Genomic DNA, 25192 nt, shown 5'->3' with positions numbered 1-25192 from the left:
TGTGTGTCGACTTCGGTGTTTCTGGGACGCTACTCAGGAACGCCAAAGGGTTGTTAATACCGTTTCGCGTTGGGGTGATCGGAATTCGATATGTCCGTTGAGCTGGTAGTTTGCACAGCATGGACACGAGAAGGCTCTACTCGTTCGTACGAATTGTCGATGCCGGCAGCATCACCCGAGCCGCCGACATCCTGCACATCGCACAACCCGCCCTGAGCCAACAGATGACGTCGCTGGAAACGCAGTTCGGTCAGCAACTTCTGATCCGCAGCAAACAGGGTGTCGAGCCGACCGATGCGGGGCACGCACTCTATCGGCATGCTCAGGTGATTCTGCGTCAGGTGGAGAGTGCCCAGGCCGAGGTGTCCGTGGTCGGACGGGCGCTGGCGGGTGGCGTCTCGGTCGGCCTCGCCCCGTACAGCACCGCGACGGCAATCGCCTTGCCGCTCTTGGCCCGTGTGCGCGAGCAGCACCCGAATATCTTGTTGCACATCAACGAGAACTTCGGTGGCGTGCTCAGCGAAGCGATGATGACCGGTCGCATGGATCTGGCGTTGTTGTACGACGCCGGCCCGATCAAGGGGGTGACGTTCGAACGCTTGCTCACCGAGGAGCTGGTGGTGGTTGCGCCGTTCGGTACCGGACTGGCAGGCGAATCGGGATCCGACATCTCCCTGCCCGAGATCGCCGAACTGCCACTATTGCTTCCGGGTCGGATGCACACCATCCGCAAGGTGGTGGAGCAGGCTTTCGACCGTGCAGAGCAGCAACCGAACGTCGTGGCCGAAGTGGAATCGGTGATGACGCTGTCCGAGGCCGTACGCACCGGATTGGGCGCGACGGTTCTGCCGTGGTCGGTGGCCCGCAGGGTCATGGACGTCGAAGCGCTCGAGCTACGACGCATCGAGCCGGGCATCGAAGTGCATGTCTCCCTTGGCACCCCGGCCAATCAGCCCCTCTCCAAACCGGCCGAGGCGGTGCGCGATGTTCTGCGCACCGTCGTTGCCGATTACGTGAAGGGAACCAACGCGAGCGGTCAGTAGCCCGCCGACGGATCGATCACGGCGGCGAGGTCCTCACCTGCGGCGAATCGGGCGACGTTGGCTGCAACGTGATCTGCCAGGACGCGGGTGAGCGTCGTAGCCGGGTTGGCGACGTGTGGAGTGATGATCGCGTTGGGCAGCTTCCACAACCGATGCCCGTCCGGCAACGGCTCGGGATCGGTGACGTCCAGTGCCGCCCCGCCGATCGAACCGGCTTCCAGTGCGTCGACCAATGCGTCCGTGTCGACGAGGGAGCCACGCGCGATGTTCACGATCCAGCTCGACTCCGACATCTGGTCCAGTTCGGCCTTGCCGACCAGATGCCGCGTCGCGGATGTCGACGGTGCTGCGATCACGAAGTGATCTGCCTTGGACCAGATTTCGCCGGTGCGGTCGGCCGAGAGCGTTTCGGAAGCACCCTCGACAGGGGTCCCGGAGCGGGTGATCGCGATGACCTTGACTTTGGACGCGGCGAGGTACGGGATCAACGCACGGCCGATTCCGCCGCAACCGATGATCGCCACTGTCGAGCCCTGCAAAGTGCCCACCCGCGGGTCGAACTCTTCCTTGCGCCACGACTGCGCCGCCAATTGTTCGGGGAGAGAACGAACTCCGGCGAGGAGAAGCATCATCGTATGTTCGGCAACATTGCCCGCGTACGCTCCGGCAGCAGACGTCCAGACCCGCTTGTCGTCGATCACCTTGGCGTCGAACCAGGGCTCGATGCCGGCGAACGGCAACTGCACCCAGCGAACCGAATCGGGTAGCGACGACGGGAACGTCTCCGGCCCGTGTACCCACACGACGCCCTCGGCGTCTGCCAGTGGAACGAGAACTCCACCGGCTCGGCGTATTCCGTCGGCGACGTGAGGATCCTCGACGGGACCGAGGTGGATGCGAGGGGCGCTGGCGTCTGTCATGTGGGTGCTTTCTGTTCGAGTAGCGGACGATCTAACAGCGGACAATCAGACGACGGCCGTCATTCCGCCGTCGACGTAGAGGATCTGACCGTTGACGAAATCCGAAGCCGGGGAGGCCAAGAACAGTAGCGACCCGATCAGCTCCTCCGTACGGCCCCAACGTCCGGCGGGTGTCCGCTTGGCGAGCCACGCGGTGAACTCCGGATCGTTGACCAGCGCAGAGGTCAGTTCGGTGTCGAAGTATCCCGGTGCGATCGCGTTGATCTGCAAACCGAAGGGTGCCCAGTCGGCGCACATCCCGCGGGTGAGCATCTTGAGCCCGCCCTTGCTGGCTGCGTACGGTGCGATTCCCGCTCGGCCGAGTTCGCTCTGCACCGAGCAGATGTTGACGATCTTCCCGTGTCCGCGCTCGACCATGCCGCGGGCGAATTCACGTCCGACGTAGAACGCACTGGTCAGGTTGGTGTCCATGACACGCCGGAAGTCGTCGTCGCCGAACTCGAGAAGCGGGGCGCGGTGCTGCACGCCGGTGTTGTTGACAACGATCTCGACCGGGCCGACCTCCGCCTCGATGCGTGTCGCCGCATCCCGGACGGCGGCCGAATCGGTGACGTCGAACGCGTATGCGTGCACCGTTGCGCCGGTCGCGTCGGCGATGCGTCGACGCTCGGCTTCGAGCACGTCGGAATTTCGGCTGTTGAGCACCACCACCGCACCCGCCTCGGCGAGACCAGTCGCGAGGGCCGAGCCGATGCCTCGGCTCGAACCCGTCACCAGCGCGACCTTCCCGGAAATGTCGAACGGGCCGGGGCTTGCGGTGCTACTCACGCTGTGACGCTCCTCTGAGATGTATGGATGTAGTCGACTGCCTCGCCCACCAGTGTGCTCGGTTCGGAGACGACATTCAGCGTGATGCCGCGCTCGTCGTCTGTAAGCGGTTCGAGAGCCTCGAACTGGGAGATGAGCAGACTCTCCGGCATGAAGTGCCCGGCGCGGAAACGCATACGTGCGGAGATAGTCTCGAAATCACCGGCCAGGTGGACGAACTGCACGTCGAGACCGTCCGGGCGCAACCGGCCCCGATAGTCCTTTCGCAGAGCCGAACAGGCAACGACGCCTGTTCGTCCCGCATCGGCACGCTCGGAAAGCCAGGCCGCGATCGCGTCGAGCCACGGCACACGGTCTTCGTCGGTCAACGGTGTCCCCGAACGCATTTTGGCGACATTGGACTCGGGGTGCAGATCGTCACCGTCGACGAAGTCTGCCCCGAGAGACGTGGCGAGACCCACTGCCACGGTGCTTTTTCCAGCACCGGCCACACCCATCACAACTACCTGCACGGTCATGCTTCGACCATGCCCGACTACCGAAGGCCAGACAATACTCGAGTGATACCGGTTCGCGAGGGTGCCATAGCGGAACGATCTAGGAACTTCTGCCCGTTCGAGCCCTATCCGTTCGCCTTCGCGATCGAATCCTTGCCCTCGGCCGCTCCACCCTCGATGGTGTCGTGCTGGATGGGAACGAACTTCTTCTTCGGCAGCAGGAACAGCCACGTCGCGAAGACGAACGGGCCCGTTCCGGCCGGCAGGCTGATCGGAGCAAAGGCAGACACCAGCGTGCCGTGGATGACAACAGTCACCAGTACTCCGAAGACGGTGTAGACGAACACACGCCACGACGGGTTGTAGAACACCGATCCGAGAGCAATTGCCGTCAGCACCGAACTGAGCCCGTAGAGACCATTGCCGATGTCGACGGTGTTTGCGCCCAGCGCCAGTACCGAACCCATCGCTATCGCGGAACCGATGAGCGCGAACAACGCCGCCCAACGCGACGCGACCAGCAGCGCGATCACGAAGATAATGCCGGTGACGGTGTTGTTGATCAGAAAGATCTGGGAGACGTTGCGGAACAGCGTGTCCCACAGGAAGCTGAAAGTAATTTCGGCATGAACTGACGCGTCCCCGATGTGCTGGGGAAACTGGCCCGCGCTGAGGTCTGACGTTTCGATCCGCAGGAACTGGAACGCCGCGAGGAGGAAGAACCAGTTGACGAGGTTGAACGGAAAGGTCAGCGCCGGTACGCCCCACGTCTTGAAGACATTGGCAACGGCCAGGAACGCGATCGTCGACGCGGCAGCTCCCACCACGAGGTAGATCCACAGCATCACACCGCCGGCAAGGAACGTCGGAAAGGCAGCTCCCACAAGAACTCCGTTGTATCCGTACAGGCCGATACGCATCGAATCGTCGTCGGAGTGCAGCATCATCCCGGTGACGGTGGATACCACCAGACCCACCACGGCACCAATTGCTACGGTGATCGTGTCCGCGGCTATCGCTCCCCAGAAGATACCGACCAGAAACAGCAGGCCCGTCAGCGCATTGCCCTGGAACATCACCTGCCCGGAGCCTTTGAGATTGGTGTCGATGAATCTGAGCACGACGTTCTTGTCCGCGACGTCGTCCCAGGGTTTGGTGATGGTGGTCATCGCACGTCCCTCGATCCTTCTCCGACGATCCGCGTCATCCCCACAGCGGGACGGGCGGAATGGTGGTGTCCAGAACTGCCTTTCGCACCAGAGCCCAGAAATCACGAACCTTCGCCTTGACGGGTTCGCTCTCCGGACCGAGGACTTTGAAGATGAGACCGGCGTCGTTCGGTAGCCGACTCGCTCCGGAAACGACCTTGCCGTCACGGCCCGGAACTACCTCTTCGAGAATCGCGTCGGCGTGCTCCTTCGGTGTCAGCAGGATGACATTGCCGAACACGTCGTGGTCGCCCATGATTCCGCCGTATCGCACGGGGAAGCGTGCCGGTTCGATCACCAATTTCTCGGTGAAGAGGTTCTTCCCGTCCGGACGCTCCGCCTTGATCATTGTGGAGTACAGGTCGTAGACGAACATCTCTCCGCCGTCGTGGTACTTGCGACCCGACATCACGATCTCCGAGAACAACAGCGTTGCAGTCGGATCCACCGTGATGTCGGTGCGCGCGTAGTACCTCGCGTTGCGGTGTGGGATCGTCACCCCGGGCATCAGTTCGAGATACGAATTCTCCGCGAGCACCACTTTCTGGAGTTGCGACGCGTGATTGGCATCCATCCGGTGAACCTTGGTGGCCGACTGAGTGGTCACGTGCGCGAGGGAACCCGGTTCCATCTCGATGGTCAGGAACAGTCGATCGCCTTGCAACACACTGCCGGACGTCGAGATCATGTAGACGCACGGCATGGTCGGCAACGCTTCGTCCCAGTACAGCGCCTGCTGAACGAGCAGCGGTGTCTTGCGGTACATGTCCCGCAGAATCGTCTTGTCGCCACGGTCGACAAATCGCATCTCGAGAACGCCGGTCTTCCCGACCTTGCCGGCCGGGGCCTGCTTCGGCTGGTCCTGGTACTGGTCGAGTTCCGGGATGGTCGGGATCGGCCCCGGGAGCGACCGCGATGCTCCCGGGACGGACGTTGCGCTCACGGTGCGCTCGCTCCCACTTCCTCTTCGTCGAAGAGGACTCCGTGCACGATGAGGTCCACCACTTCCTTGATGCCTTCCCCGGTCATGCAATTGGTGAAGACGAACGGCTTGTCGCCGCGCATCCCCTTGGAGTCGCGATCCATGACTCCGAGATCGGCGTTGACGTACGGTGCGAGATCGGTCTTGTTGATGACCAGGATGTCGGACTGCGAGATTCCCGGACCGTTCTTGCGCGGAATCTTGTCGCCTGCGGCTACGTCGATGACGTAGATGAAGAAGTCGACCAGAGCTGGACTGAACGTCAGTGTGAGGTTGTCGCCACCACTTTCGATGAACACCACGTCGGTGTCCGGGAACGTTTTCTCCATGTCCTCGACCGCCGCGAGATTCATACTCGGGTCTTCGCGGACGGCGGTGTGTGGGCAGGCTCCCGTCTCCACGCCGACGATACGTTCCTCCACGAGAACACCTTTGAGAGCCTTGCGCACATGCTTGGCATCTTCGGTGGTGACCACGTCATTGGTGATGATCAGAACGCTGGTGCCCCGCTTGATGAACTCCGGCGTGATCGCCTCGATGAGTGCGGTCTTACCCGAACCCACGGGTCCGCCGATTCCGATGCGCGTTGTCTTCTTCATCGTTCTCCTTCTAGTTCATGAACATTCGGACGTGCGCCTTGACGTGAACCGCAGCCAGAATGTCGATCATCGGGGCGAAATTGGACATGTCGTCGAGTCCGTAGTCACGCACTGCGGCGTACTCACGGCCGGCGCTCTGATTGACCTCGAACAGAATCTCTTGCGTCGTGAGGTGATCGACTCGGACGATACGAAGGGCAGCGCCGAGCAACGTCATCGCGACACCGTACTGATTGACCGTGAAAGCGTCCTCTTCCGGAGAACCCATCTCCGCGAAAGCAATTCCGAGGCCGACGGGGTAGGTACCCGGCGTCTCCCCCGATGCGATCGCGGCCAACCACTTGTTGAACAGGGTCTCACCGGCCAAGCGCCCGCCGAGTTCGGCCAACTTCTTACCCATGCGGGTACTCATCGTGCGTGCTTCTTCGTTGAGTTTGCGTTCGATCACTGCATGATCAGCGGCGAGGATCGCCGAGAAATCACCGGCTGCCGCACCCCGGTGCGCCGCGAGTACGGCGATACCGTCGCACGTCGCGCCCTGATGGGCGGCCGAGAGCACAAACTCCCGCAGCGACGGACCACCCGTGACAATTCCCTGCGCCACGGCCGATTCCAAACCGTTGGAGAACGAGAAGGAACCGACCGGGAACATGGAATCGGAAAACTGCATCATCCGCATCGCGCGGTTGATGCTGAGCCCGGATCCCTCAGACGAGAGGGTCATGGGTATGCCCCTCGCCCTCACGCGCGGCCGCACCGAACAAACGGCGTGCCTCGTGTGGAGCGATGTAGGGAATGACCTCGGCGCCCGGGATGAAGGTGTACTCGATGCCCTCGAAAGCATGTGTCCGCATCACCGAGCCCATGACCGCCTTGTCGACCGTCAACGGAACGTAGACCTTCATTCCCTTCACCACCGCAGGCCAGTGCTGGTTACCCACGGCATGTCCCAACTCCAAGCACGTCTGAATCATCTTCTCGGGCGTCACCTCGACCAGTGCGCTCAGGTCGATCTCCAACACGTCCTTGAGGTTGATCCTCGCCACGACGACGGTGTTCGCCTGCTCGTCCCACAGCAGAATGTCGCCGTCCTGCAACTGAATACCCCGATCGAGCGAGACGGCCAATTCACGGCCACCGATCGTGGTGCGTCGTAACCGACTCTTCTGCGCTTCCCACTGATCGAGCGACAAGACGTCGACTACCGCATTGTCGAGTCGACCGGCCCACTCCTCGTCGGTCTCCTTCCCGAGCAGCGCGTCGACTCGCGTCGGCTTTCCGCTCGGCGCGGTCATCTCGCCGTGCGTGTGTGGCGTCGCATCGGCGCCGTGCGTGTGTGTGATTGTTCCCGACACTGGAGACCCCTAACTGAAGAAGTAAAGTTGGTTCAAGCGAATGGATTCGGCAGGTTCGACGTATGCGTGGACGCCGTCCGCAGTCACCGCGAAGGTCTCCGGGTCCACCTTGATTTCCGGAGTGGCCGAGTTGCGAACCAGATCACGCTTGGTGACTGTTCTGGTCCCCTCGACAGCAACAACCTGACGTTCGAGACCGAGCCGGTCCTTGATGCCGTCGTCGAGTGCCGCTCGCGAGACGAACGAGACCGAACTCTGCGGCAACGCCTTGCCGAATCCACCGAACATCGGCCGGTAGATCACCGGTTGTGGTGTCGGGAGTGAAGCATTCGGATCTCCCATGGCATGCCAACTGATCAGACCGTTCTTGATGATCGTCTTCGGCTTCGCACCGAAAAATGCGGGCTCCCAGAGAACAAGATCCGCCATCTTCCCGACACCGATCGACCCGACCACATGCGAAAGACCAAACGTCAACGCGGGATTGATCGTGACCTTCGCGACGTAGCGCAACACGCGGAAGTTGTCGTGCGTCGGTGAATCCTCGGGCAGCTTTCCGCGGGACCGCTTCATGCAGTCCGCTGTTTGGATCGCGCGTAGCCAGTTTTCTCCAACCCGGCCCATCGCCTGTGAGTCACTCGAGAACATCGAGATGACGCCCATGTCCTGCAGTACGTTCTCGGCACCGATCGTCTCGGCGCGAACGCGGGACTCGGCAAACGAAACATCCGAGGGCACTTTGGGATTGAGGTTGTGACAGACCATGATCATGTCGAAGAGCTCGGCCTGAGTGTTGATGCCGTACGGCAACGTCGGATTGGTCGACGCCGGAAGTACGTTGTCCTCGCCCGTCACTCGCAGGATGTCGGGTGCGTGACCGCCGCCCGCACCCTCGCTGTGATAGGTGTGAATTGTACGGCCTTCGAAGGCCGCGATGGTGTCCTCGACGTATCCGGCCTCGTTGAGGGTATCCGTGTGAATGGCGACCTGAACGTCCATTTCGTCTGCCACCCGCAGAGACTCACGAATTGTGGCCGGTGTCGCGCCCCAGTCCTCGTGGACCTTCAGACCGGCCGCACCGGCCTTGATCTGTTCGACCAGCGACTGATGCCCGGACGAGTTCCCCTTGCCCAACATGCAGACGTTGACCGGCAAACCCTCGTTGGCCTTGAGCATCATCTCCATGTTCCAGATACCGGAAGTGATGGTGGTGCCGTTGGTTCCGTCGGTCGGGCCGATACCACCACCGATCAGCGTCGTCACTCCCCCACTGAGTGCGTGGTACGCCTGCTGTGGTGACACGAGGTGAACGTGTGGATCGATGCCGGCGGCAGTGAGGATCATCTGCTCACCGGAAATCGCGTCGGTCGCCGGACCGGTGGTCAGCCCCGGGGTGACACCTTCCATCGTGCTGGAGTTTCCCGCCTTGCCCCAGCCAACGATCTTGCCGTCCTTGATTCCCACGTCTGCCTTGACGACGCCGATGGTTGCATCGACGATGACCACGTTGGTGATCACGAGGTCGAGGGCACCGTCGATGCTGCATGACTCCGGATCCTGGCCCATGCCGTCGCGCAGCGTCTTGCCGCCGCCGTAGATCGACTCGTCGCCGATCGTTCGAAGATCTTCCTCGACCTCGATGTACAGGTCGGTATTGCCCAGTCTGATCTGGTCACCCGTGGTGACCCCGAACAGACCCGAATACTCTTGTCTCGAAATGCTTGTCATGGGTGTTGCTCTCCTTCGTCCGCCGTGAACGAGAATCAGTCGGTTTGAGGTTCGGACAGAAAGCCGAGTTCTTCGGCACGCTGGACGGCTCCGGGAAGCCGAGGCCGGTAGGCGGCGTGGGTCGGCGCCCAACCGTCGACAAGTCCGTTGAAGCCTTGCACTCGTTGCTTGCCGCCGAACGGCACCAACGTCACTTCCTTCTCGTCGCCCGGCTCGAACCTGACCGCCGTGCCCGCGGGAATGTCGAGGCGCCAGCCGAAGGACTGTTCACGATCGAAGGACAACGCGCGATTGACTTCCATGAAGTGGTAGTGCGAACCCACCTGGATGGGACGGTCACCGGTGTTTCGGACTCGCAACTTCAAACGTGGACGGCCCTCGTTGAGTTCGATCGGCTCGTCCCGCAACACGTATCCGCCGACCGGCACTTTCTTCTCGCCGCCGGAATCCTTCTTCGTCGATTTGCTTGCCATCTTGGAGTGCTCCTGACATCTCGGTCGGGCTACTGGATCGGAGAGTGCACGGTGACGAGCCGGCTACCGTCGAGGAACACCGCCTCGACCTGCACACGTGGAATCATCTCCGCGACACCGTCCATCACGTCGTCGACCGTCAAGGCGTGCGATGCGTCGGCCATGACCTCCTCGAGAGTCTTGCCCTCCCGAGCTCCCTCCAGGGCGGCTGCAGTGATGACTGCGACGGACTCCGGGTGATTGAGTTTGAGCCCCTTTGCCTTTCGCCTCAGTGCGACATCCGCCAACATGAGGATTGTCAGCTTGTCGAGTTCTCGCGGTGTCAGATGCATTCTGAACGCTCCTTGTCGATCATGCGGTAACTCCCTGTCGTCGAATACATGTCAGCTCCCCTGTTCCGTCGCTTCGGTGAGAGGTTCGGCCGCTTGCTGGACGAAACCGCTCCTCCTGCCGCCCGAGTACTCGTTGATCGCGTCCAGAACCGCCTGTGCATGTTCCGAGGCGACCAGCACCTCGACACGCAACCGCTCGGTGAACACGACGTCGTTGCGTTGTCCGCGGAACTTGAGCGAGGCCGAGTCACTCGCGGAGACATGCGCTTCCGATACGACTATCGACTCCGCTCCGGCGGCCAGCAGCGCCTCCCGTAGCTTCTCAGACTCGATGGTCTGCAATACCGCGGTGATGAGTTCGTGCTTCGGGGCGCCGAGGTTCGGAACAAGTTTTGCCCCCTCGACCAGGACCCCCGAGTCGAACCCGCTGGTCTGCGGCGCACCACCTGCGTCGACGAATGCGGCGTTGTAGCGGTATGCGTCCATGCCTTGCTGACGACGGTCGATGTCCACCTGGTCTTTTGGGGCCAGCTTGAGACCGATGGTCTTCTCGATGCCCGTGGCGATCAGCCAGGTCACCACGAACGAGAAAGCGATGACGACGATCAACGCCAGCGCCTGCTCGCCGAGTAGTCCTGCCCCGCCGCCGAAGAAGAGTCCGTCGCGGCCGATCGAATTGATGGCTTTTTCGCCGAACAAACCGAGAAGGAGTGAACCGAGGATGCCGCCGATGAAGTGGACCGCGATGACGTCGAGCGCGTCGTCGAACTTGAAGATCGACTTGAGCGCGAGCGCGAAGTGGCAGACCAGTCCGGCAAGCGCGCCGATCGCCAACGCGGAGAAGGTGCTGACGAAGCCGGCGCAAGGGGTGACGGTCGCGAGACCGGCTACCGCGCCGGTGATTCCGCCGATCGCCGTGGCCTTGCCCTCGGTGTACCTTTCGATGACGAGCCAGACGACCATACCGCCCGCTGCGGCGATGTGAGTGTTCATCAAGGCCTGTGCCGCAACACCATCGGCAGCCAATCCGTCGCCCGCGTTGAATCCGAACCAGCCGAACCACAGGATGCCTGCGCCGATCAACGCCAGAGGCACCGAGTGCGGGACTGCCTCGGCGTTGGGCCATCCCGGACGTTTACCTACCACCAGCAAGATTGCCAGGGCGGCGGCGCCGGCGGATGCGTGGACGACAATTCCGCCGGCCCAGTCCTGAGCTCCGCGGAGCGCCAACCAGCCTTCGGGATTGAAGAGCCAGTGCGCAATCGGGGGGTAGACGATGATCGACCACAGCACGAGCAGAACGGCCCAGCCCAAGGGCTTGAGCCGGTTTGCGGTCGCACCGGTGATCAGCGCAGGCGTGATGATCGCGAACATCATCTGATAGACCACGAACGCCAGAGTCGGTACCGCGACTGCACCTTCGATCAGGTGGAAGCCCGGGGCGGCGGCAGTGTGTATGTCCTGCAAGCCGAACAATTTGAGGTCACCGAGGAAGCCGGAACCCCAGTCTCCACTGAACGCGAAGCTGTATCCGAACACGACCCAGGTAATCGAGACGAGTCCGAGTGGGACGAGGTTCTGCTGCAACATGACGAGCGCACTGCTACCACGCACCAGACCGGCGTAGAAGAAGGCGAGTCCGGGAACCATGAAGAGAACCAGACCCGCGGAGATCAGCACCCACGCCGTGTCCCCACTGTCTATCACTGCTTCGGCTAACACCATTTCCATCGACATCGACGACCTCCGAGCATTATTCGGACCTGAACAAAGTCATTGGTTAGAGCAGCAATTCGCGATGTTCCGGTTCGCTGCGACAGTTACGCTACGCCCCATAGTTGCACCTTCTCAGCAAAATCGGGGGAACATCCGGTTTTCACGTTTAGTAGAGCATTGTTCTGGGAAAAGATGGGACTTTGCCTAAACATTGCGGACGCTCCACAACCTACAATTGCGGGACTAATTCTCGCCGAAAGTGGTTTAAATCTTGCAAAATGGGGAACGTAGCCGCAGGTAAGCGCCACTTTCGGAGCAGAAATGCCGTTTCCAGCTCGGGACTTAGCTCCCTAACCAAGACAGCTGCGAGCGCCTTATTTGATTACCAACGTCGGTGACCCGCCTATCCAATCGGGTAGGTAATTTCACCGAACATCTTCTCACCTGTTCAGATGATTAACCTTCACCGCACTGAGGGCAATCCTGTCGTTAATATGTTCTTCATCCGTACTGGATATTTCGACCGGAAAGTCGAAGATCACCTTTCGATAACCTTTAAAGGTGAAATAATTTTCGCTGTAACTATTTTGTTATGCAGAACCTAGAGGGGAGGATTGATCCCACCAGGCGAGCACTCGGATGCCGGACAAAGTCAGCCACTTCGACGGCTCCCCCGCCTTTGTGTCGACCTCGAACCACACCCGCCCCGGTTGGCGACCGGCCTGGAGCCACGTCCCATCCGAGGCTCGAGCGGCCCGGATCATCTCGATCGCGTCCGCCATTCGCGGATCAGGCTCATTTCCATACGACAACGACGCTTCACGGAAGTAGTCGGCCGCATTGAGCACGTTGTAACGCCACCGGAATGGATACGCGAACCGTCCGACCCAGGGCCCCAGCGGTTCGCCGGTCGAGAGTCGCCGGAACAGACCGCGCCGCAGTAAGAATTCCTCACCGGATCGCCGAGCCGCGCGCGTCTCATCTGTTCCCCCGGTCGCGATCTCGTACGCGAGAAGCCCTTTGAGTGAATTGAGCGTCGAATGGAACGACGATCGGGTCGAACCTTCGATCCACTCACAGTTCCACCCACCATCCGGAAGTTGATGCCGCACAAACCAATCAGCCAGTTCATCAACGGGCATGCCGAGCCAAACACCGTTTGCCACCGTCCAGGCGTTGATGCAGCAATCGACCTCACCGTCCCAGTACGGCCGGCCCTCGTACTCCCAGCGACAGTTCTCCGCGAGCAGTTCTGCAGTACGACGCTCCCGCAGAACACTGGCGTCGAGGCCCCACTCACGCAAGGAGTTGAGCGTCCAAGTAGTTGCTGTCCAGGGTTGCGAACCTTCTTCTGCTGCTTCGGGTCCCACGAAGTCGAATTCTGCCGGGAAGAACGCCCCACCCGCCCATTGGCCGTCTCGATCCTGCAATGAAAGCAGGCGTGCACCAAATCCTTTGGTAGCGATCGACGCGCGCGTCGCCGCCCACACAGTGGGCGCTTCGTTCAGCAGGTCGCGCTCCACCTGCCACCGAATCGCCGGATCCGAATCGAGGAGCCACGCGAGCAAGTCGGCTCGGGGTGCCATCTGGCAATACTATCGAAAGGCGAAGCAGGCCATCCGGTTAACACATTTCTCGACGTCTGATGCAATGGTGAACTCCGGACCCGTTGCGTGGCCTACACCGGATAACCCAACGCCGCCCGCACCGCCACGATGTCGGCGGCAGCGACCTGCATAGGCTTGTCCCCCAACCGAATCAACGTGCCAGTGGGCAGTTCCTCTACCACCGCAGATTGGGGCAGCGCGCTGCGATCGAACGTAACTCCTGAATGGAAGTATGTTTCCCATCCCACCTCGACCTCAGCTTTCGACCGCTTCTGAAGATCTATGTAGTCGCCGATGCTCCACCGAGCTCGATCCGGTTTCCAATGCTTGACGATAACTTTCATGATCGCGTCTCCGATGTCAGGGCCGAGCAGCTGCCGGGTGCTGTCGGTGAGCTGCGTCTCCGTCGGCAACGACACCCGGACACTGTTGGGGGCGCTGGTTTCTAAGCCGCCGACCCCGGCGATAATCCGCCGCGCGGTCCCGTCCTCGGGCGACAAACCGATGCTGTACCCCGGTCCGGGGGTGTCCGAATACCCCATCTCCTTCGAGCGGGAATGCTCGAAGATTTTCACCAACCCGTCCACACTGAGATCCGCGGGGCCTTTGTCCAGTTTTTTGGTGTACACCCACGGCAACGCCAACTCCGGGTCGATCTCTTCCAGATCGTCGAGGAAGGCCCGCATCGTCTGCGCCACTTCCTGACTCGACTGCACCCGCGTGCCCCAATATCCGATCACGGTCGGCCATCGCCCGACTATGCTCATCGCCCCGTCCTTTCCAATCCGACCTGATCTCCATAGCCCGACACTGCGCGCACTGCCACGATGTCGGCGGCATGGACGTGCATAGGCTTGTCTCCCAACCGGATCAACGTGTCAGTGGGTAGTTCCTCGATCACGGCGGCTTGGGGGAGCGCGCTGCGCTCAAGGCATGCCATGACATAGTTTCACCACGGCAAAGCATATGTAGGGCAAGTTGGTTCAGCCGAGCCATTCGGAGATGGTGGCGTTGTCGATGCCGCCACCGAAAGAGTGGAACACCAACAACGCTTGCCCCGACATCACCAGGCGGCCGTCCTCGGTGAGGCCGATATCGAGCATCCCCGCTTGCCCATGCACCTGACACCACACGAAGTCGGGAACCCGCAACAACCCCGACGCCGGGTCCGTATCGAGGTCCGCCGGATGAAGGGACACTTCACCGAAGACGTTGTCCTCGAACGCTTCCGCGGTCTCACGGTCCACCAACACCAGCGGGCCGGCACCGATCAGTCCGTCGGTAGGTTGCCGGGTCAACACGAAGTGCGCCCTCTCCACGGTCGGCGGCGAGGTTGCGGTATCGACAACTGTGCGATCCCCGACAAACCCTGGCTGTTCCGGGACGACGACCCAGTGGTCCATTGATTTCTCCTCTTGAAGTGTTGTGGTCGAAGTAAATTCGAGATTCTTGTACTCACATGGCTAGCCGTTGCCCAGGTCTTCGAGAACGTCGGCGAACACCGCCGGTAGCGCGCAGTGCTCACGTACCGTGGCACGTCGATGCTCGTCGAGCCACCGCAGTGTCCTCTCTCGATCACCGGCAGCAGCGACCTCACGAAACTGTTCCCAGAACATGACAAGTGGACCTGCCGGGTCGGCAGCCCGGCCGCGGAAGTATTCAATCGCGTTGTCGATAACCTCGAGCGGTGAACCGGTGTCAGTGATCACACGCAGCCCCGCCAAGATTGTCCAGCGTGCTGGACCCGACTGATTGCGCTCAAGGTACTGCTTCTCACGGAGTGGGGTGAGTGCCTCCACCGATCGTGCGTCGAACAGCTCGGATGCTGGCCCCTCAGCCCACCAGATCACTAGCTCGGCAGCGGAGACGGTATCAAAGATATCAATCTGGCGGCCATGGTAGTCGTGTCCGCTATGCCTGCTGTCGTAGTGGTCCTGCCACTCAGTGAGTGTTCCGGGATCGAGGGGTTCGATGAGTGGTAGGTGAGTAATCGTCAGTTTCTCACGGTTGGGAATCGGATCGATCCCGACGGTGTCGAAAAACCATCGCACCGGAGTGTGCAGCAGCTTGGCTCGCAACCCGCTCCCGATGATCGTCCAGTTCGGCCCGAGCTTCTTAACCGCCGCTCCCAACACCTTCTCCCACGCAGCGCCTCTCCCCTTTTTCGGAGTCAGGTCTGCGATCGCATCTATCGCCATCTCCCGCAACTGATCCCGGTCCATTCCCAGGGACTCCAGGACCTCAGTGACCGATTTCGGCGACTTAGGCTTGTCATCGCTCATGTGCATGCTTGCCATAAAGGACCATTCGTATTATTTGGTAGACGAAAAGGAGCGACTGTGCGCACCGCCAGCGGTTCTCCGACGCGGCGCGCGATCCATCCGATTCCACTCCCTCACGCCTACTTCCCTCGGCTACGAGTCCTCTGTATGGGAGATCACATCGGCAAACGCAGAATCCCGAAGCCCGTATGCATCCTTTACAGAACGACGTCGTTCTTCGTCCAGCCACTGCAATGTCGCTAGTCGGTCTCTGTTTTCCGCAACCGCGCGAAATTGTCGCCAGAAACTTTGGACGTGGCCACCGACATCACGGCGAGCCAACTCCCAGAGGACGCTGTCGATGACCTCGATTGGCGAACCGGTGTCAGCTATCACCCGCAGTCCAGCCGAAATCATCCAATCCCGGCGTGGCTTTTCCTCGCGGTCGGCATAAGCCTGCTCGGCTGCAGCGACCAAGTCAGGAAGCGGCGGTGCAGCAAAGAACTTGGTGGACGGACCAAGCGCCCACCAGCGCACGATCTCCGCAGCACCGCGGGTATCGAAGATGTCCATCTGAATATTCGGTGGTGCAGAATCTGTGGGACCAGGTTGATATGAACTCTGCCGAAAGGTGATAGTGCCCGGCGTGAATTCTCTCATCAGGGGGACATGACTGAAGGTCAGCTCTTCCCGATTCGGTTTGGGATCCAACCCAATGGAATTGAACCACCATCGCACTGGTAGATGGATCAACTCCGCCTGGGTGCCAGAGCGTGCCACAACCCATTCTGGGCCAAGGTTGCTCGCCGCAGCCTTCAACACCCGCTCCCATGCGGAACCGCGCCCCTTCCTCGGGGTCGACATGGCCAAGCCATCGATTCCCTCGAGGATGGAAGCCAACTTCGCTCTCCGGTGTATCAAACGATCGAGCGCTGCCAGTGGCTTTCTCCAGGTAAATCACGATAACGCAGCAAGAAGTCGGAAATGTTCCGCCCCACGATAGGCCAGTCCTCACGTCCGTCGAGAGTTGAAGCTAACAGAACATTGAAGTCGTTTTTTCTTGTGTCGAATACAATGAAATCTGGCTCGACCACCATTGTGCCGATTATTATGTCACTCTTCAAGAAGCGCCCATCCTCGTCATCCCAGAATTCCAGCTCGCGTTCCGTAACTTCTCGAGCTTTGGGCGGAGAAAGGAGTGTTATTCCGTCCTTTCCTAAGCCCCTATCGTGGTGAAGTCTGCATTCTCTCGCGCTTCTCCATAAATCGAAGAGATCTCTCGGCAGGGTATCTAGGTTCCAATACTGAGACACCTCTTCAGCCTCTGCCGGCGGGTCGTATGTGTTGTAGACGTCGAATGATCGGCCTGGATGCGTCGGGACTAGGACCCGCTGGATGTCGGGATAGGACTCCAGCGCATCAGTTATAGATATCGGCATAAAATTCCCACCATCGAGTGAAGAGTGCATGTATAGAAGTGGGCAGGGGAACTAGATTCCAGAATTCATTCGTACCTCCGTACTTTCGGGGAAGTATGTGATGCACCTCCCAGCGCCTTCGACCGCGCCGGAATCTCCCACATCGACTGGATCGCCGAAGGGTTCGACGCCATAGACAAAGGCCGCAGCCGGCCGCCCGCCTTCGAAAACGGTATGGTCTCCGCTGACCGCCTCACTACCGACCCACGAATCATCCGCACAATTAGCCCCGGCCTACCTGGCAGTCCGGACATCATCCCTCAGTATCAAGCACTATCTGCGAGGGTTCCGGAATCGCGGGATCCGGGCGTGCAGGTTCATTCACGGACGGAACAGAGGGTTGATCATGCTCGGCAGGTGGAACGGTACCGTCGATGGCGGGTATGCCGCGCGGTGGCACTCCACCCGGAGCGTCGATCAGCTGGTGCGTAGCCGGATCGGGATCGCGGCGCGGTAATTGCGGGCAGGCTGGTCGGTCCGCGCCATCCCTACCTGCAGGCAGCCCCGAGTGCGCCCAACGTAGGGCTCACAGCCGTCTGAAACCTTTGGGTAGAGGAATCTCCGGTCGTTCGGTCGGCAGTCCTGCTGCTGCGCGGATGCTTCGGATGTCCTCGACGGTTAACGGCGTGGACAGATTCTTCTGGATGACGATTGTGCCGTCATGGTAGGGAAATGCCTCCACGCTGGGCGGGAGCTGCGTTTCCTTGATCGGCAACTCAGGACCGAAGTAGGTGCAACTGCCCACGATTGCGTCACCCGGTACGTTGCGCTGAGGCGATGATTCGGTTCGGCGGTAGAGCACGGTGACACGCGAGTCCCAGATGTCGGCTAGTCCCTGTACGAGCTTCGATGCCAGCGAAATCAGTGATTCGTCGGCAAAGGCACATGCGAATGCGCCGGACCCTGAGGTGCCCCCGAAACTAACAACGACTTTGACGTCTCCAGCGGGTGAATACAGGGTCATATGTCGTCCCAATGAGAGGGGATACATACCGCCGGTGGCATCAGGGGATCGTCTGCGCTCGATCAATGCGGCTTCGATCGATTTTTCCGTCGGAGGCACAAGGATCTGACGGATATTCGACGCCAAGGCTTGCTCGACTCCGGCACCGTCGGGGAGGGCATCGCCTACTGTTTGGTACAAGTCGACGTCGAAGACAGGATCGATGTCGCGAAGCAATCGTAGCGAACGTGCAACGAGCGCGGCCGTGACGGCCTCGCTTTCAGGCGCACCCTTTCGTGGAATGACCTTCAATGTCAAGCCCGCCGTAGGATTGCGGCGCAGTGATGATGTAGGCACTCTTCACTCCCCTCCAAATACGATGATGTTGATGTTCTCCAGCCCGATTACCTCGTCGAACGCATCCTCCATTATCTGCGCAGCTTGTTCTTGCAGAAACACCCATTGGAGGTGTGCATCGCTGCCCGCAAGAGCTATGGCTCGGACCTGTCGCTCAGCTTGCTCAAGCATGCCATCGACAATATTGTCGCGCATGAAGTCTGGTACATGCGGTCTGAACAGCATGTCGTAATTACCTTTGACCTCTTGAAGAATATTGAGTTCTCGGATCCAGTTGTCGATACTGATGCGCCCGGTTGGTCTGAAAGGCGCCGGAAGGTAGTAAGTGAACGCTGGGTCAACTCCGGTAACCAACTGCTGAAAAGCTGCGTTGGGTGTCAAATTGCCGTTCTGGTCGAACATCGACGCGATCTCTGATGGATAGGCGTTGTCCCAAATACCGTGACCGCCCTCAGGATCTCCGAGTATCGGAATACGACCTGCAGGAACGTCTGCGGGTTCACCGGTTTCGATTCCGCCAGGATCCGTCTGCGTGTTTGTAATCGGAAGCGATACGCCTGGTTCGCCAGAATCGGGCTGTAGCGGCGGGGTAGCGACAGTCGGCCGGTCTGTCGGACCTGGAATAACACCTGGCTGCTCGATCGTGCTCGGATCGGTGGCGAAGGGGTCGAATTCCGGTGGTCCGGGTTGCTGCGGAGCGCCGGGAGCATCCGGATTCACCGGCACATGACCGACATCGGGCAAAGTCGGCACACTCGGTTCCTCGACGTGACCTGGCGAGGGAGCCTTCGGTTCTGGGTTCGACCCCGGATCAGCAACCTCACCGGGCGAGGGTGATTCCCACTCGCCACGATCGGGATCGCCGGGCGAAGTGGGTTGCGAGGGTTCCGGAATCGTGGGATCCGGGCGTGCAGGTTCATTTACAGACGGAACAGAGGGCTGGTCATGCTCGGCAGGTGGAACGGTGCCGTCGATGACGGGTATGCCGCGCGGTGGCACTCCACCCGGCCGGGGAACACTCTGCGCCGGAACAGACGGTGCGCTGGTCGGGGGCCGGGTCGGTGTTGTCCGGTTCGAGACGATCAGGTCTTCGGCCCGGACTGCGCCAGCAATCAGACGCCCCCCCCCACGCAATGGTGGGAGAACGAAGCTCATGATCTCGCCGGTGTAAGGCTGATCGAAAGCAACGCCCGGGTCCAGATAATGCGGGTCGCCGATCAGAACGGGTTCGCCGGTGCTCCAGTCGTACAGGTACAGAGTGGAGGTGTAGTTGTCGAAAACCCGATGCGGGCGACCCTGCTCGTCGTAGGTGACCTGCAGGTCGTGCTCTTCTCCCTGGGCGTCGGTGTACGTCCAACTCCACACGTTCGGCACTTTCGAGGCTGTGCCAGACCAGCTGGTTCCGTTTTCGTCCGTGAAGGAGGTGTCAGTGACGACAGGTTCGGTGGTGTAGTCCTGCCCGCCGATGTTCGAAGTGATCGGCTCCTGGGTTTGATTGGCGAGTATTGCGTCGCCGACAGGGTTTCCGGTTCCTGTTTCGGTGATCGGTGGTTCGGAGACCTCGGAGTTAGGGTCACCGGACATGAGATGGCCGAGGTCTGAATCTGCCGGGTCCGCAGGTTCTGTGGTGTAGTCCTGCCCGCCGATGTTCGAAGTGATCGGCTCCTGGGTTTGATTGGCGAGTATTGCGTCGCCGACAGGGTTTCCGGTTCCTGTTTCGGTGATCGGTGGTTCGGAGACCTCGGAGTTAGGGTCACCGAGCATGAGCTGCTCGAGGCCTGAATCTGCCGGCTCCGGGGGGGTGGCGGCGAGGACGTTTTGTGCGTCCCTGCGTGCTTGTTCGCCCTCCGGGGTCATCGGGCCGATGAAGTTCGCCTGCGCTTCGAGCGCAGCACGTTCTTCCGGTGTCAGCTCCGGGTCGGCGAGGATCGGGTACAGCAGGTTCTCTATGCCCGCGGTGTCGACGACCTGGACGAGTTGCCCGTCCCGGATCTCGTAGTGCGTCGGAACAGGAGTGCCGTTGGCGTCGTACGCCCACGGGGCATCGATTGTCGAGACCGGATTCCCGTCGGCGTCGAAGACGGTGACCGTGCCATCGGGGTTGACACTCATGTGACCGCCGGGCGGCACCGTCACCGGAATCACGGATTCGTGCGACGACGTTTCGTCGTGGATCAGGAAGAAGAACCGGCTTCCGCCGGTGATCGGATCGAACACCCGCAACGAGGACTGCCCGCCAGGTGCGTACGCAGTCAACGGCGACACGACAGTCCCGACCGCCTGGGAGAGTACTGATTCGGGCGTGCGGGGGCTGAAAGGTCCCGGCCGCCCGCGCACTCCGATACCCGCAGCGGTGAACGCCGCAGCGCCGATCAGGGCGAGTTCGAGATACCGGTCACGGCCCGAGTCCTCCCCGGCGGTGGAAACATCTGCTGCCGGGTCCGGAACCGTTTGAGCCGGTGCGATATTCGAATCCGAATCCGCGGGGATCGGTCCGGGACCACGATCGGTGGTGGTTCCCTCACCCGGGGTGGGTGTGGGTGAGGGAACCGCTGATGCCGATGCATTGGGGAATGCACCGACACCAGTTTCCGAGGCCGGGGACTCGGAAGCAATGGGCGGAACCTCGATCGTCGGCACAGGGACGATGGGGGTGCCGTTGTAGGTGGGAAAGTTCGTCGGACCATTGGCCCCGACATTCGGGCCACCGCCTGGAGCCTGTGCACCGGGGAGCCCGACGGTGGTCGTCGGCGCAGCTGTCGCCGTCGTGGACGGCGCGCTCAGGCACGGGTTGATGATCTCTGGCGGGATGGGTGCGCCAGGTGGCAGTGAGGCGATGAGATTCAGGTAGATCTGATGATCACGTGCCCGCACCGCCGCGCAGTCTTCTTCCGGCGTCGCGTTCGCCGGAGCGGCGGAGAGTGCAATTCCCGCACCGATCGCTCCGGCCGCTCCGGTCAACAGCGCCCCAGCGGCAAGCACTCCCGCGAGAGTCCGGCGAAGTCGTCTACCGGACTTCACCGGTGCGCACCACGATTGTCACTCTTCTTCGTTCGGAGTAGCGCGATGAGTTTGTCTGCGCCCCACCAGAACAACCGTCCGGAGATCGACATCCACAAGAAGAACGCCAGGTAAACCAGGACCGTCCCGTAGTCGTTCGCCCAGCCGGCAAGCTTCCCGATCACCGCGAATGCCGCGATCAGCAACCCCAGTCCGACTGCCGTAGCGATCACAGCCTTGGAGAGTGGACTGAGTTCACTCTCCGGATCCCAGTCATCAACGTCTGCAACGTCTTTGCTATCGACGGCAGCGGGTTCCGGTTGGACACTGCGACGTTCGGCGTTGTTGACGGTCATGGCTGGAACTCCAAACAGGATGGGAGAGCGGGGACAACGAGTCGCCGGTACTGGGCGTGTTATCAGTTCCAGTACTGCTCCGTCAGCACTATGTGCCCCTCACTGGCGGGGTGATTCGGGTCGGAGACAAAGACATTGGCATGCCCACCACGCGCGGCTGCTTCACCGAGCACAGCTCCTTCGAGGGCGTCGACCTTGCCATCGGTAACAGTTATCGCGGAACCAGGCGCCAACCAGACCCCCCTCAGCGAACCTGGAACGATGTTCGCAATCGCATCAGGAATCGGGCTCGCCGCCAATGCCGCGGTTTCCGCATTCGAGAGCGACAGACCGATCCGGCCATGTTCCGGTTCGACGATCGGAGTTGCGGCAGATGCCACGCCGGCGCCGAGAACACCGATCAGGGCGATACCTGCGGTGAGAGTTCCGGCAGTGGCCAAGGTACGAATCTTCATGATTTCTCCTTTGTGGGCGTGATGAGTAACCACCCCTGGACGGGGCGGATCGGGAATAGTCGCCAGCAGCGCTGACGACGGCTGCGTGGGTTAGAGCCAGGTGGGATCGGAGTACACGAACAACGTGTTGTCGGACGTCGCCGTCGACACCGAGAGTTGTGCGTACGAGCGGATCGTCACCGGCCCCATGCACGCATCAACCTTCACGTGCACGTTCTCTGCCGTGATCGACGCCTTCGACGACTCGAGATCCTTCTTCCCCAACGGAATCGTCGTGATCGTGCCCGGCGCAATCGTCGACTGAATACTCGGATTCACCGACGCATTCACACCCACGTTCGCCGACGGGACACCCGAAATACTCACACCGACAGACGGGCCGAGCGAAAAGCCAAGCCCCAAGCCAAGTCCGGAGGAAACATCGATCTGGCAGCCGATCTGCAATCCCTGCTCGACATAACCGGTCTTCACCGCCGAATCGCCCGCACCACCGATCGTGCCGGTCACCTTCGCCGACACGAACCCCTCACGAGTGAACGCCGTCGTCGCCAGATTCGGCACCGGATTCGCCGACAGTTTCGTGGCGACAAGATCCAACGACCAACCGTCATCGGTGACAGTGCTCGCGAACTTGTCCGCCAACGCCGTCGGCGTTGCCGATGCGCTCCCTGCGAAGACCACACCCGACGACAGCGCGGCAACCGCACACGCCGCGAGCCCTACCGCGGCCCTCGATCGACGGTGGGATACGCCATTTTGCGATTCGATCGACATGAACTGCTCCTCCACGTGACACAGCAACCAGAGCGGTAGCCGACAACTAACTGAATTAGTTACCGGACGGTACCAATCGTCCTGTTTGCCCGCCAGCGCGCCATCTCCCCCATCTTGGATTTAGGGTGAACTTTCGGTAACAGATATATATCGACAGGCTTATCAGCAGCGAAAAGGACCTAGGTCCCACTATGAGCAAGGTCACCGCTTGCGGACGAGAAGATCCCTCAGAAACAGTGCGGCAAATCGAATTGAATCCGCATTTCGCGGGCCTCAGAGCAGTTGAAGACCGAAAGTGCGGGCATCAAGCCAGCGCGCGTACTTGAATATGAAACAAACAGGCATTACTTGGCAATCAATCGTGAAGTACGGCGCCCGAGCGGGGCCTGGGAGCGCAACTCTGCACAGCTCACGCGGAGATACTCACTTCATGGTCGGCGCGAACTCGTAGGACCCACTCGCATCGCATCGTTAGCTTGTCAATCACTGAGACGTGCAGACGACGCGCCGAAGTAGTACGCAAGTACGAGAAAAGGCTCTGACCAAGACCGCAGTCCTTGATCAGAGCCTTACCGACTCGGGGTCGAAAGTTATGCCGGTTCTCTCATGATGCCGAGATGCCGCGCAGTCCCGGACACCCCGGGAACCTCCTGCACCGGAGACCAGGTGTTCAGCCCGTCCGTGCTGTCGGAGTAGAGATACTTTCCTTCGGTATAGGCGTCGAGATAGATCCGCCAGTCGCCGCTCGGCAACTGAACCACGGCCGGACCTTCGACAAGCGAACCCCAATTCCCGGGCGGGACAAACGAATAAGGTCCCGTCACCGACGGAGCGACCGCATGCTCGACGACCTTCCTCGTCTCGTTCTTGGTGAACGCGTGATAGGTCGATCCGACTTTGACCACGGTGGTGTCGATGTGGTCCGCACCGATCCCGGCGAGCGGAACAGGCGGGCTCCACAACCGGAGCGACGGTTCCAACGCCGTCATCAGATACGGCACAAATCCTCCACCGGTCGACATCGACAGGATGACGTTGACGCGATCGCCGTCCACAAACCATTCAGGCGCCCAGGCCTTGGTGACGAATGGTGACAGCGACGGTCCGTCGCTGAAACCAGCCGAACCCGAGAAGCCCGGGGGGCTCGCAGAACCGGTGCCGTCTCCCGTGCCAGGCATCAAGGCGCAGCAAAACGGAACCGGATAGTTCCCCAGCGGCGTCCAGTTGATGCGGTCGCTGCTGCGTGCGAACCCGATGTTCGCCCCACCACCCGTCGTGTAGGTGAGGTAGTACAACCCGTCCGTGTTCCGGAAGATGCTCGGATCACGCACGAGCCCAGACGGCGGCCTGTACGCCGACTGCTGGACGAGCTGAAAGCCGGTGCCGTCGGCCGACTCGTAGACATCCATGTCGCGGTCGCTGGCATTGCTGAACGCCACCATTGTGTATTTCCAGTCAGGCGGCGGCGCGGCGCTGCTGGCAGGGGCTGCGACCAGCAACCCCGCGACGACGAGGATCACCAGCGATACAACAGAAAGGCCGGTCCGTTTTGTCGGAATCACCGATGAAGTATGTATGACAGCAGGCCCTCCATGGGTAACTTCGGTCGGAGGCAGAGCAGGATCGTTACCTAAGTCGATTCGTCTTGTAGTGACGGCGGGACGGCGGCAAGGTCGGCCGTTAGCATCACGCCATGGAACTTGGGGTGCATTTCGCGCTGTCAGACAGCGTGGCAGCGGAACTTCTGGACGCGCGCGGCGACGACGACAAACTCGGCGCTGTGGTCGAGGACATCGAGGAGACGGGCCGATCCGAGTTCTCGTGCGACACGGACAAGGCGTGGGATCCGATCCTGTGCGCCCTCTCCAGCACAGGGTACGAGCGCGTGTCCGAGAACTGGCCGGCCTACGGCGTGATCTTGGGGGACGAAGACCTCAACACCGACACCGACGACCAACTCGTCACCTACCTGGCACCCGATCGGGTCGCCGAAGTCTCCTCGTACCTGGCGGAAGTCACCGAATCCGAGTTCGGCGTGCGCTACGACGCGATGCCACTCGACGACCGCAACCCGGAGTACGGTCCCGACGAGCGCGGGTACGCCTGGGGCTGGCTTCAGGAAGTGGCGGACTTTTTCCAGCGCGCGGCCCGAGAGCGTCGCCACGTGGTATTCACCGTGCGGTTCTGACGCCCACTACCCAAGCAGTGTGACTCCGAAAACAGTAAAGGCTCTGACCTGGACCGAAGTCCGAGGTCAGAGCCTTTGCTTTGGCGGAAGCG

At 60.9% G+C, this 25192-nt stretch carries 27 protein-coding genes and 1 pseudogene; 2 read left to right on the top strand and 26 right to left on the bottom strand.

Annotated elements, in window-relative coordinates:
• Positions 1-119: 119 nt before the first annotated feature.
• A complete protein-coding gene (gene nac / locus PCS43_RS12590) occupies positions 120-1043 on the top strand; it encodes a nitrogen assimilation transcriptional regulator NAC (protein ID WP_030535780.1) in 924 nt (307 codons plus the stop codon).
• Here the strand turns inward: nac and PCS43_RS12585 are convergent.
• The 26 genes and pseudogenes from PCS43_RS12585 to PCS43_RS12465 form a co-directional block, all read right to left on the bottom strand.
• Positions 1037-1963 (bottom strand): D-isomer specific 2-hydroxyacid dehydrogenase family protein, encoded by a 927-nt coding sequence (locus PCS43_RS12585; protein ID WP_047271509.1) that lies wholly within the window; start codon positions 1961-1963, stop codon positions 1037-1039. The two genes, nac and PCS43_RS12585, sit on opposite strands and share 7 nt — an antisense overlap.
• Before the next feature lie 45 nt (positions 1964-2008).
• On the bottom strand, positions 2009-2791 hold the full coding sequence (locus PCS43_RS12580) for an SDR family oxidoreductase (protein ID WP_007731708.1): 783 nt from the start codon (positions 2789-2791) through the stop codon (positions 2009-2011).
• The gene (locus PCS43_RS12575) at positions 2788-3309 is read right to left on the bottom strand and encodes a gluconokinase (RefSeq protein ID WP_030535782.1); all 522 of its coding nucleotides are present in this window, start codon (positions 3307-3309) and stop codon (positions 2788-2790) included. The genes PCS43_RS12580 and PCS43_RS12575 overlap by 4 nt, the downstream gene beginning before the upstream one ends.
• A gap of 104 nt (positions 3310-3413) precedes the next feature.
• Positions 3414-4457, bottom strand: coding sequence for an urea transporter (gene yut, locus PCS43_RS12570; protein WP_030535783.1), 1044 nt, complete (start codon positions 4455-4457; stop codon positions 3414-3416).
• 34 nt (positions 4458-4491) lie between these two features.
• On the bottom strand, positions 4492-5439 hold the full coding sequence (locus tag PCS43_RS12565; RefSeq protein ID WP_007731712.1) for an urease accessory protein UreD: 948 nt from the start codon (positions 5437-5439) through the stop codon (positions 4492-4494).
• Positions 5436-6077, bottom strand: coding sequence for an urease accessory protein UreG (gene ureG, locus PCS43_RS12560; protein ID WP_007731713.1), 642 nt, complete (start codon positions 6075-6077; stop codon positions 5436-5438). The genes PCS43_RS12565 and ureG overlap by 4 nt, the downstream gene beginning before the upstream one ends.
• A 10-nt stretch (positions 6078-6087) precedes the next feature.
• Complete coding sequence (locus PCS43_RS12555; RefSeq protein WP_047271507.1) at positions 6088-6801, bottom strand: urease accessory protein UreF; 714 nt, start codon at positions 6799-6801, stop codon at positions 6088-6090.
• Positions 6785-7432 carry an urease accessory protein UreE gene (ureE, locus tag PCS43_RS12550; RefSeq protein ID WP_050655600.1) on the bottom strand — a complete coding sequence of 216 codons (648 nt, stop codon included), beginning with the start codon at positions 7430-7432 and terminating at the stop codon, positions 6785-6787. Before ureE ends, PCS43_RS12555 begins: the two co-directional genes overlap by 17 nt.
• Positions 7433-7441: 9 nt before the next feature.
• Positions 7442-9160 carry an urease subunit alpha gene (locus tag PCS43_RS12545; RefSeq protein WP_003943847.1) on the bottom strand — a complete coding sequence of 573 codons (1719 nt, stop codon included), beginning with the start codon at positions 9158-9160 and terminating at the stop codon, positions 7442-7444.
• Positions 9161-9195: 35 nt separating this feature from the next.
• On the bottom strand, positions 9196-9633 hold the full coding sequence (locus PCS43_RS12540) for an urease subunit beta (RefSeq protein ID WP_003943812.1): 438 nt from the start codon (positions 9631-9633) through the stop codon (positions 9196-9198).
• Between the two features lie 29 nt (positions 9634-9662).
• Entirely contained in the window at positions 9663-9965 is a 303-nt protein-coding gene (locus PCS43_RS12535; RefSeq protein ID WP_007731718.1) for an urease subunit gamma, read from the bottom strand.
• Between the two features lie 51 nt (positions 9966-10016).
• A complete protein-coding gene (gene amt / locus PCS43_RS12530; RefSeq protein ID WP_228117877.1) occupies positions 10017-11696 on the bottom strand; it encodes an ammonium transporter in 1680 nt (559 codons plus the stop codon).
• Between the two features lie 575 nt (positions 11697-12271).
• Positions 12272-13267 (bottom strand): hypothetical protein, encoded by a 996-nt coding sequence (locus tag PCS43_RS12525; protein WP_054827087.1) that lies wholly within the window; start codon positions 13265-13267, stop codon positions 12272-12274.
• A gap of 92 nt (positions 13268-13359) precedes the next feature.
• The gene (locus PCS43_RS12520; RefSeq protein WP_228232375.1) at positions 13360-14055 is read right to left on the bottom strand and encodes an Imm52 family immunity protein; all 696 of its coding nucleotides are present in this window, start codon (positions 14053-14055) and stop codon (positions 13360-13362) included.
• Positions 14052-14228 (bottom strand): hypothetical protein, encoded by a 177-nt coding sequence (locus tag PCS43_RS12515; protein WP_155277918.1) that lies wholly within the window; start codon positions 14226-14228, stop codon positions 14052-14054. The genes PCS43_RS12520 and PCS43_RS12515 overlap by 4 nt, the downstream gene beginning before the upstream one ends.
• Positions 14229-14271: 43 nt before the next feature.
• Entirely contained in the window at positions 14272-14691 is a 420-nt protein-coding gene (locus PCS43_RS12510) for a hypothetical protein (RefSeq protein ID WP_030535789.1), read from the bottom strand.
• A gap of 60 nt (positions 14692-14751) precedes the next feature.
• Entirely contained in the window at positions 14752-15570 is an 819-nt protein-coding gene (locus tag PCS43_RS12505) for a hypothetical protein (protein WP_136471673.1), read from the bottom strand.
• Between the two features lie 132 nt (positions 15571-15702).
• The gene (locus PCS43_RS12500; RefSeq protein WP_204855069.1) at positions 15703-16449 is read right to left on the bottom strand and encodes a hypothetical protein; all 747 of its coding nucleotides are present in this window, start codon (positions 16447-16449) and stop codon (positions 15703-15705) included.
• Between the two features lie 17 nt (positions 16450-16466).
• The gene (locus PCS43_RS12495; RefSeq protein WP_128637879.1) at positions 16467-17018 is read right to left on the bottom strand and encodes a hypothetical protein; all 552 of its coding nucleotides are present in this window, start codon (positions 17016-17018) and stop codon (positions 16467-16469) included.
• A pseudogene (locus PCS43_RS33445) lies at positions 16969-17121 on the bottom strand (HNH endonuclease signature motif containing protein); the annotation flags it as partial. The gene PCS43_RS12495 and the pseudogene PCS43_RS33445, both read right to left, overlap by 50 nt.
• Before the next feature lie 432 nt (positions 17122-17553).
• The gene (locus PCS43_RS12490) at positions 17554-18327 is read right to left on the bottom strand and encodes a hypothetical protein (protein WP_230793307.1); all 774 of its coding nucleotides are present in this window, start codon (positions 18325-18327) and stop codon (positions 17554-17556) included.
• A 3-nt stretch (positions 18328-18330) separates the two neighbouring features.
• Positions 18331-21348 carry a Tox-REase-5 domain-containing protein gene (locus PCS43_RS12485; RefSeq protein ID WP_270923043.1) on the bottom strand — a complete coding sequence of 1006 codons (3018 nt, stop codon included), beginning with the start codon at positions 21346-21348 and terminating at the stop codon, positions 18331-18333.
• On the bottom strand, positions 21345-21683 hold the full coding sequence (locus PCS43_RS12480; protein ID WP_047272170.1) for a hypothetical protein: 339 nt from the start codon (positions 21681-21683) through the stop codon (positions 21345-21347). Before PCS43_RS12480 ends, PCS43_RS12485 begins: the two co-directional genes overlap by 4 nt.
• Positions 21684-21745: 62 nt before the next feature.
• Positions 21746-22138: a hypothetical protein gene (locus PCS43_RS12475; RefSeq protein WP_020968150.1), complete on the bottom strand. Its 393-nt coding sequence runs from the start codon at positions 22136-22138 to the stop codon at positions 21746-21748.
• A gap of 90 nt (positions 22139-22228) precedes the next feature.
• Positions 22229-22912, bottom strand: a complete 684-nt coding sequence (locus tag PCS43_RS12470) for an MspA family porin (protein WP_209910907.1) — start codon at positions 22910-22912, stop codon at positions 22229-22231.
• A 590-nt stretch (positions 22913-23502) separates the two neighbouring features.
• Positions 23503-24354 (bottom strand): glycoside hydrolase family 43 protein, encoded by an 852-nt coding sequence (locus PCS43_RS12465; protein ID WP_003943973.1) that lies wholly within the window; start codon positions 24352-24354, stop codon positions 23503-23505.
• A gap of 251 nt (positions 24355-24605) precedes the next feature.
• Between PCS43_RS12465 and PCS43_RS12460 the strand changes: the two genes are divergently transcribed.
• Positions 24606-25100 (top strand): DUF1877 family protein, encoded by a 495-nt coding sequence (locus PCS43_RS12460; RefSeq protein WP_073513397.1) that lies wholly within the window; start codon positions 24606-24608, stop codon positions 25098-25100.
• The last annotated feature ends 92 nt before the right edge of the window (positions 25101-25192 follow it).

Source organism: Rhodococcus sp. C-2 (assembly GCF_027854095.1).
Taxonomy (GTDB): domain Bacteria; phylum Actinomycetota; class Actinomycetes; order Mycobacteriales; family Mycobacteriaceae; genus Rhodococcus_F; species Rhodococcus_F qingshengii.
This window is presented reverse-complemented; position numbering and strand designations above follow the sequence as displayed.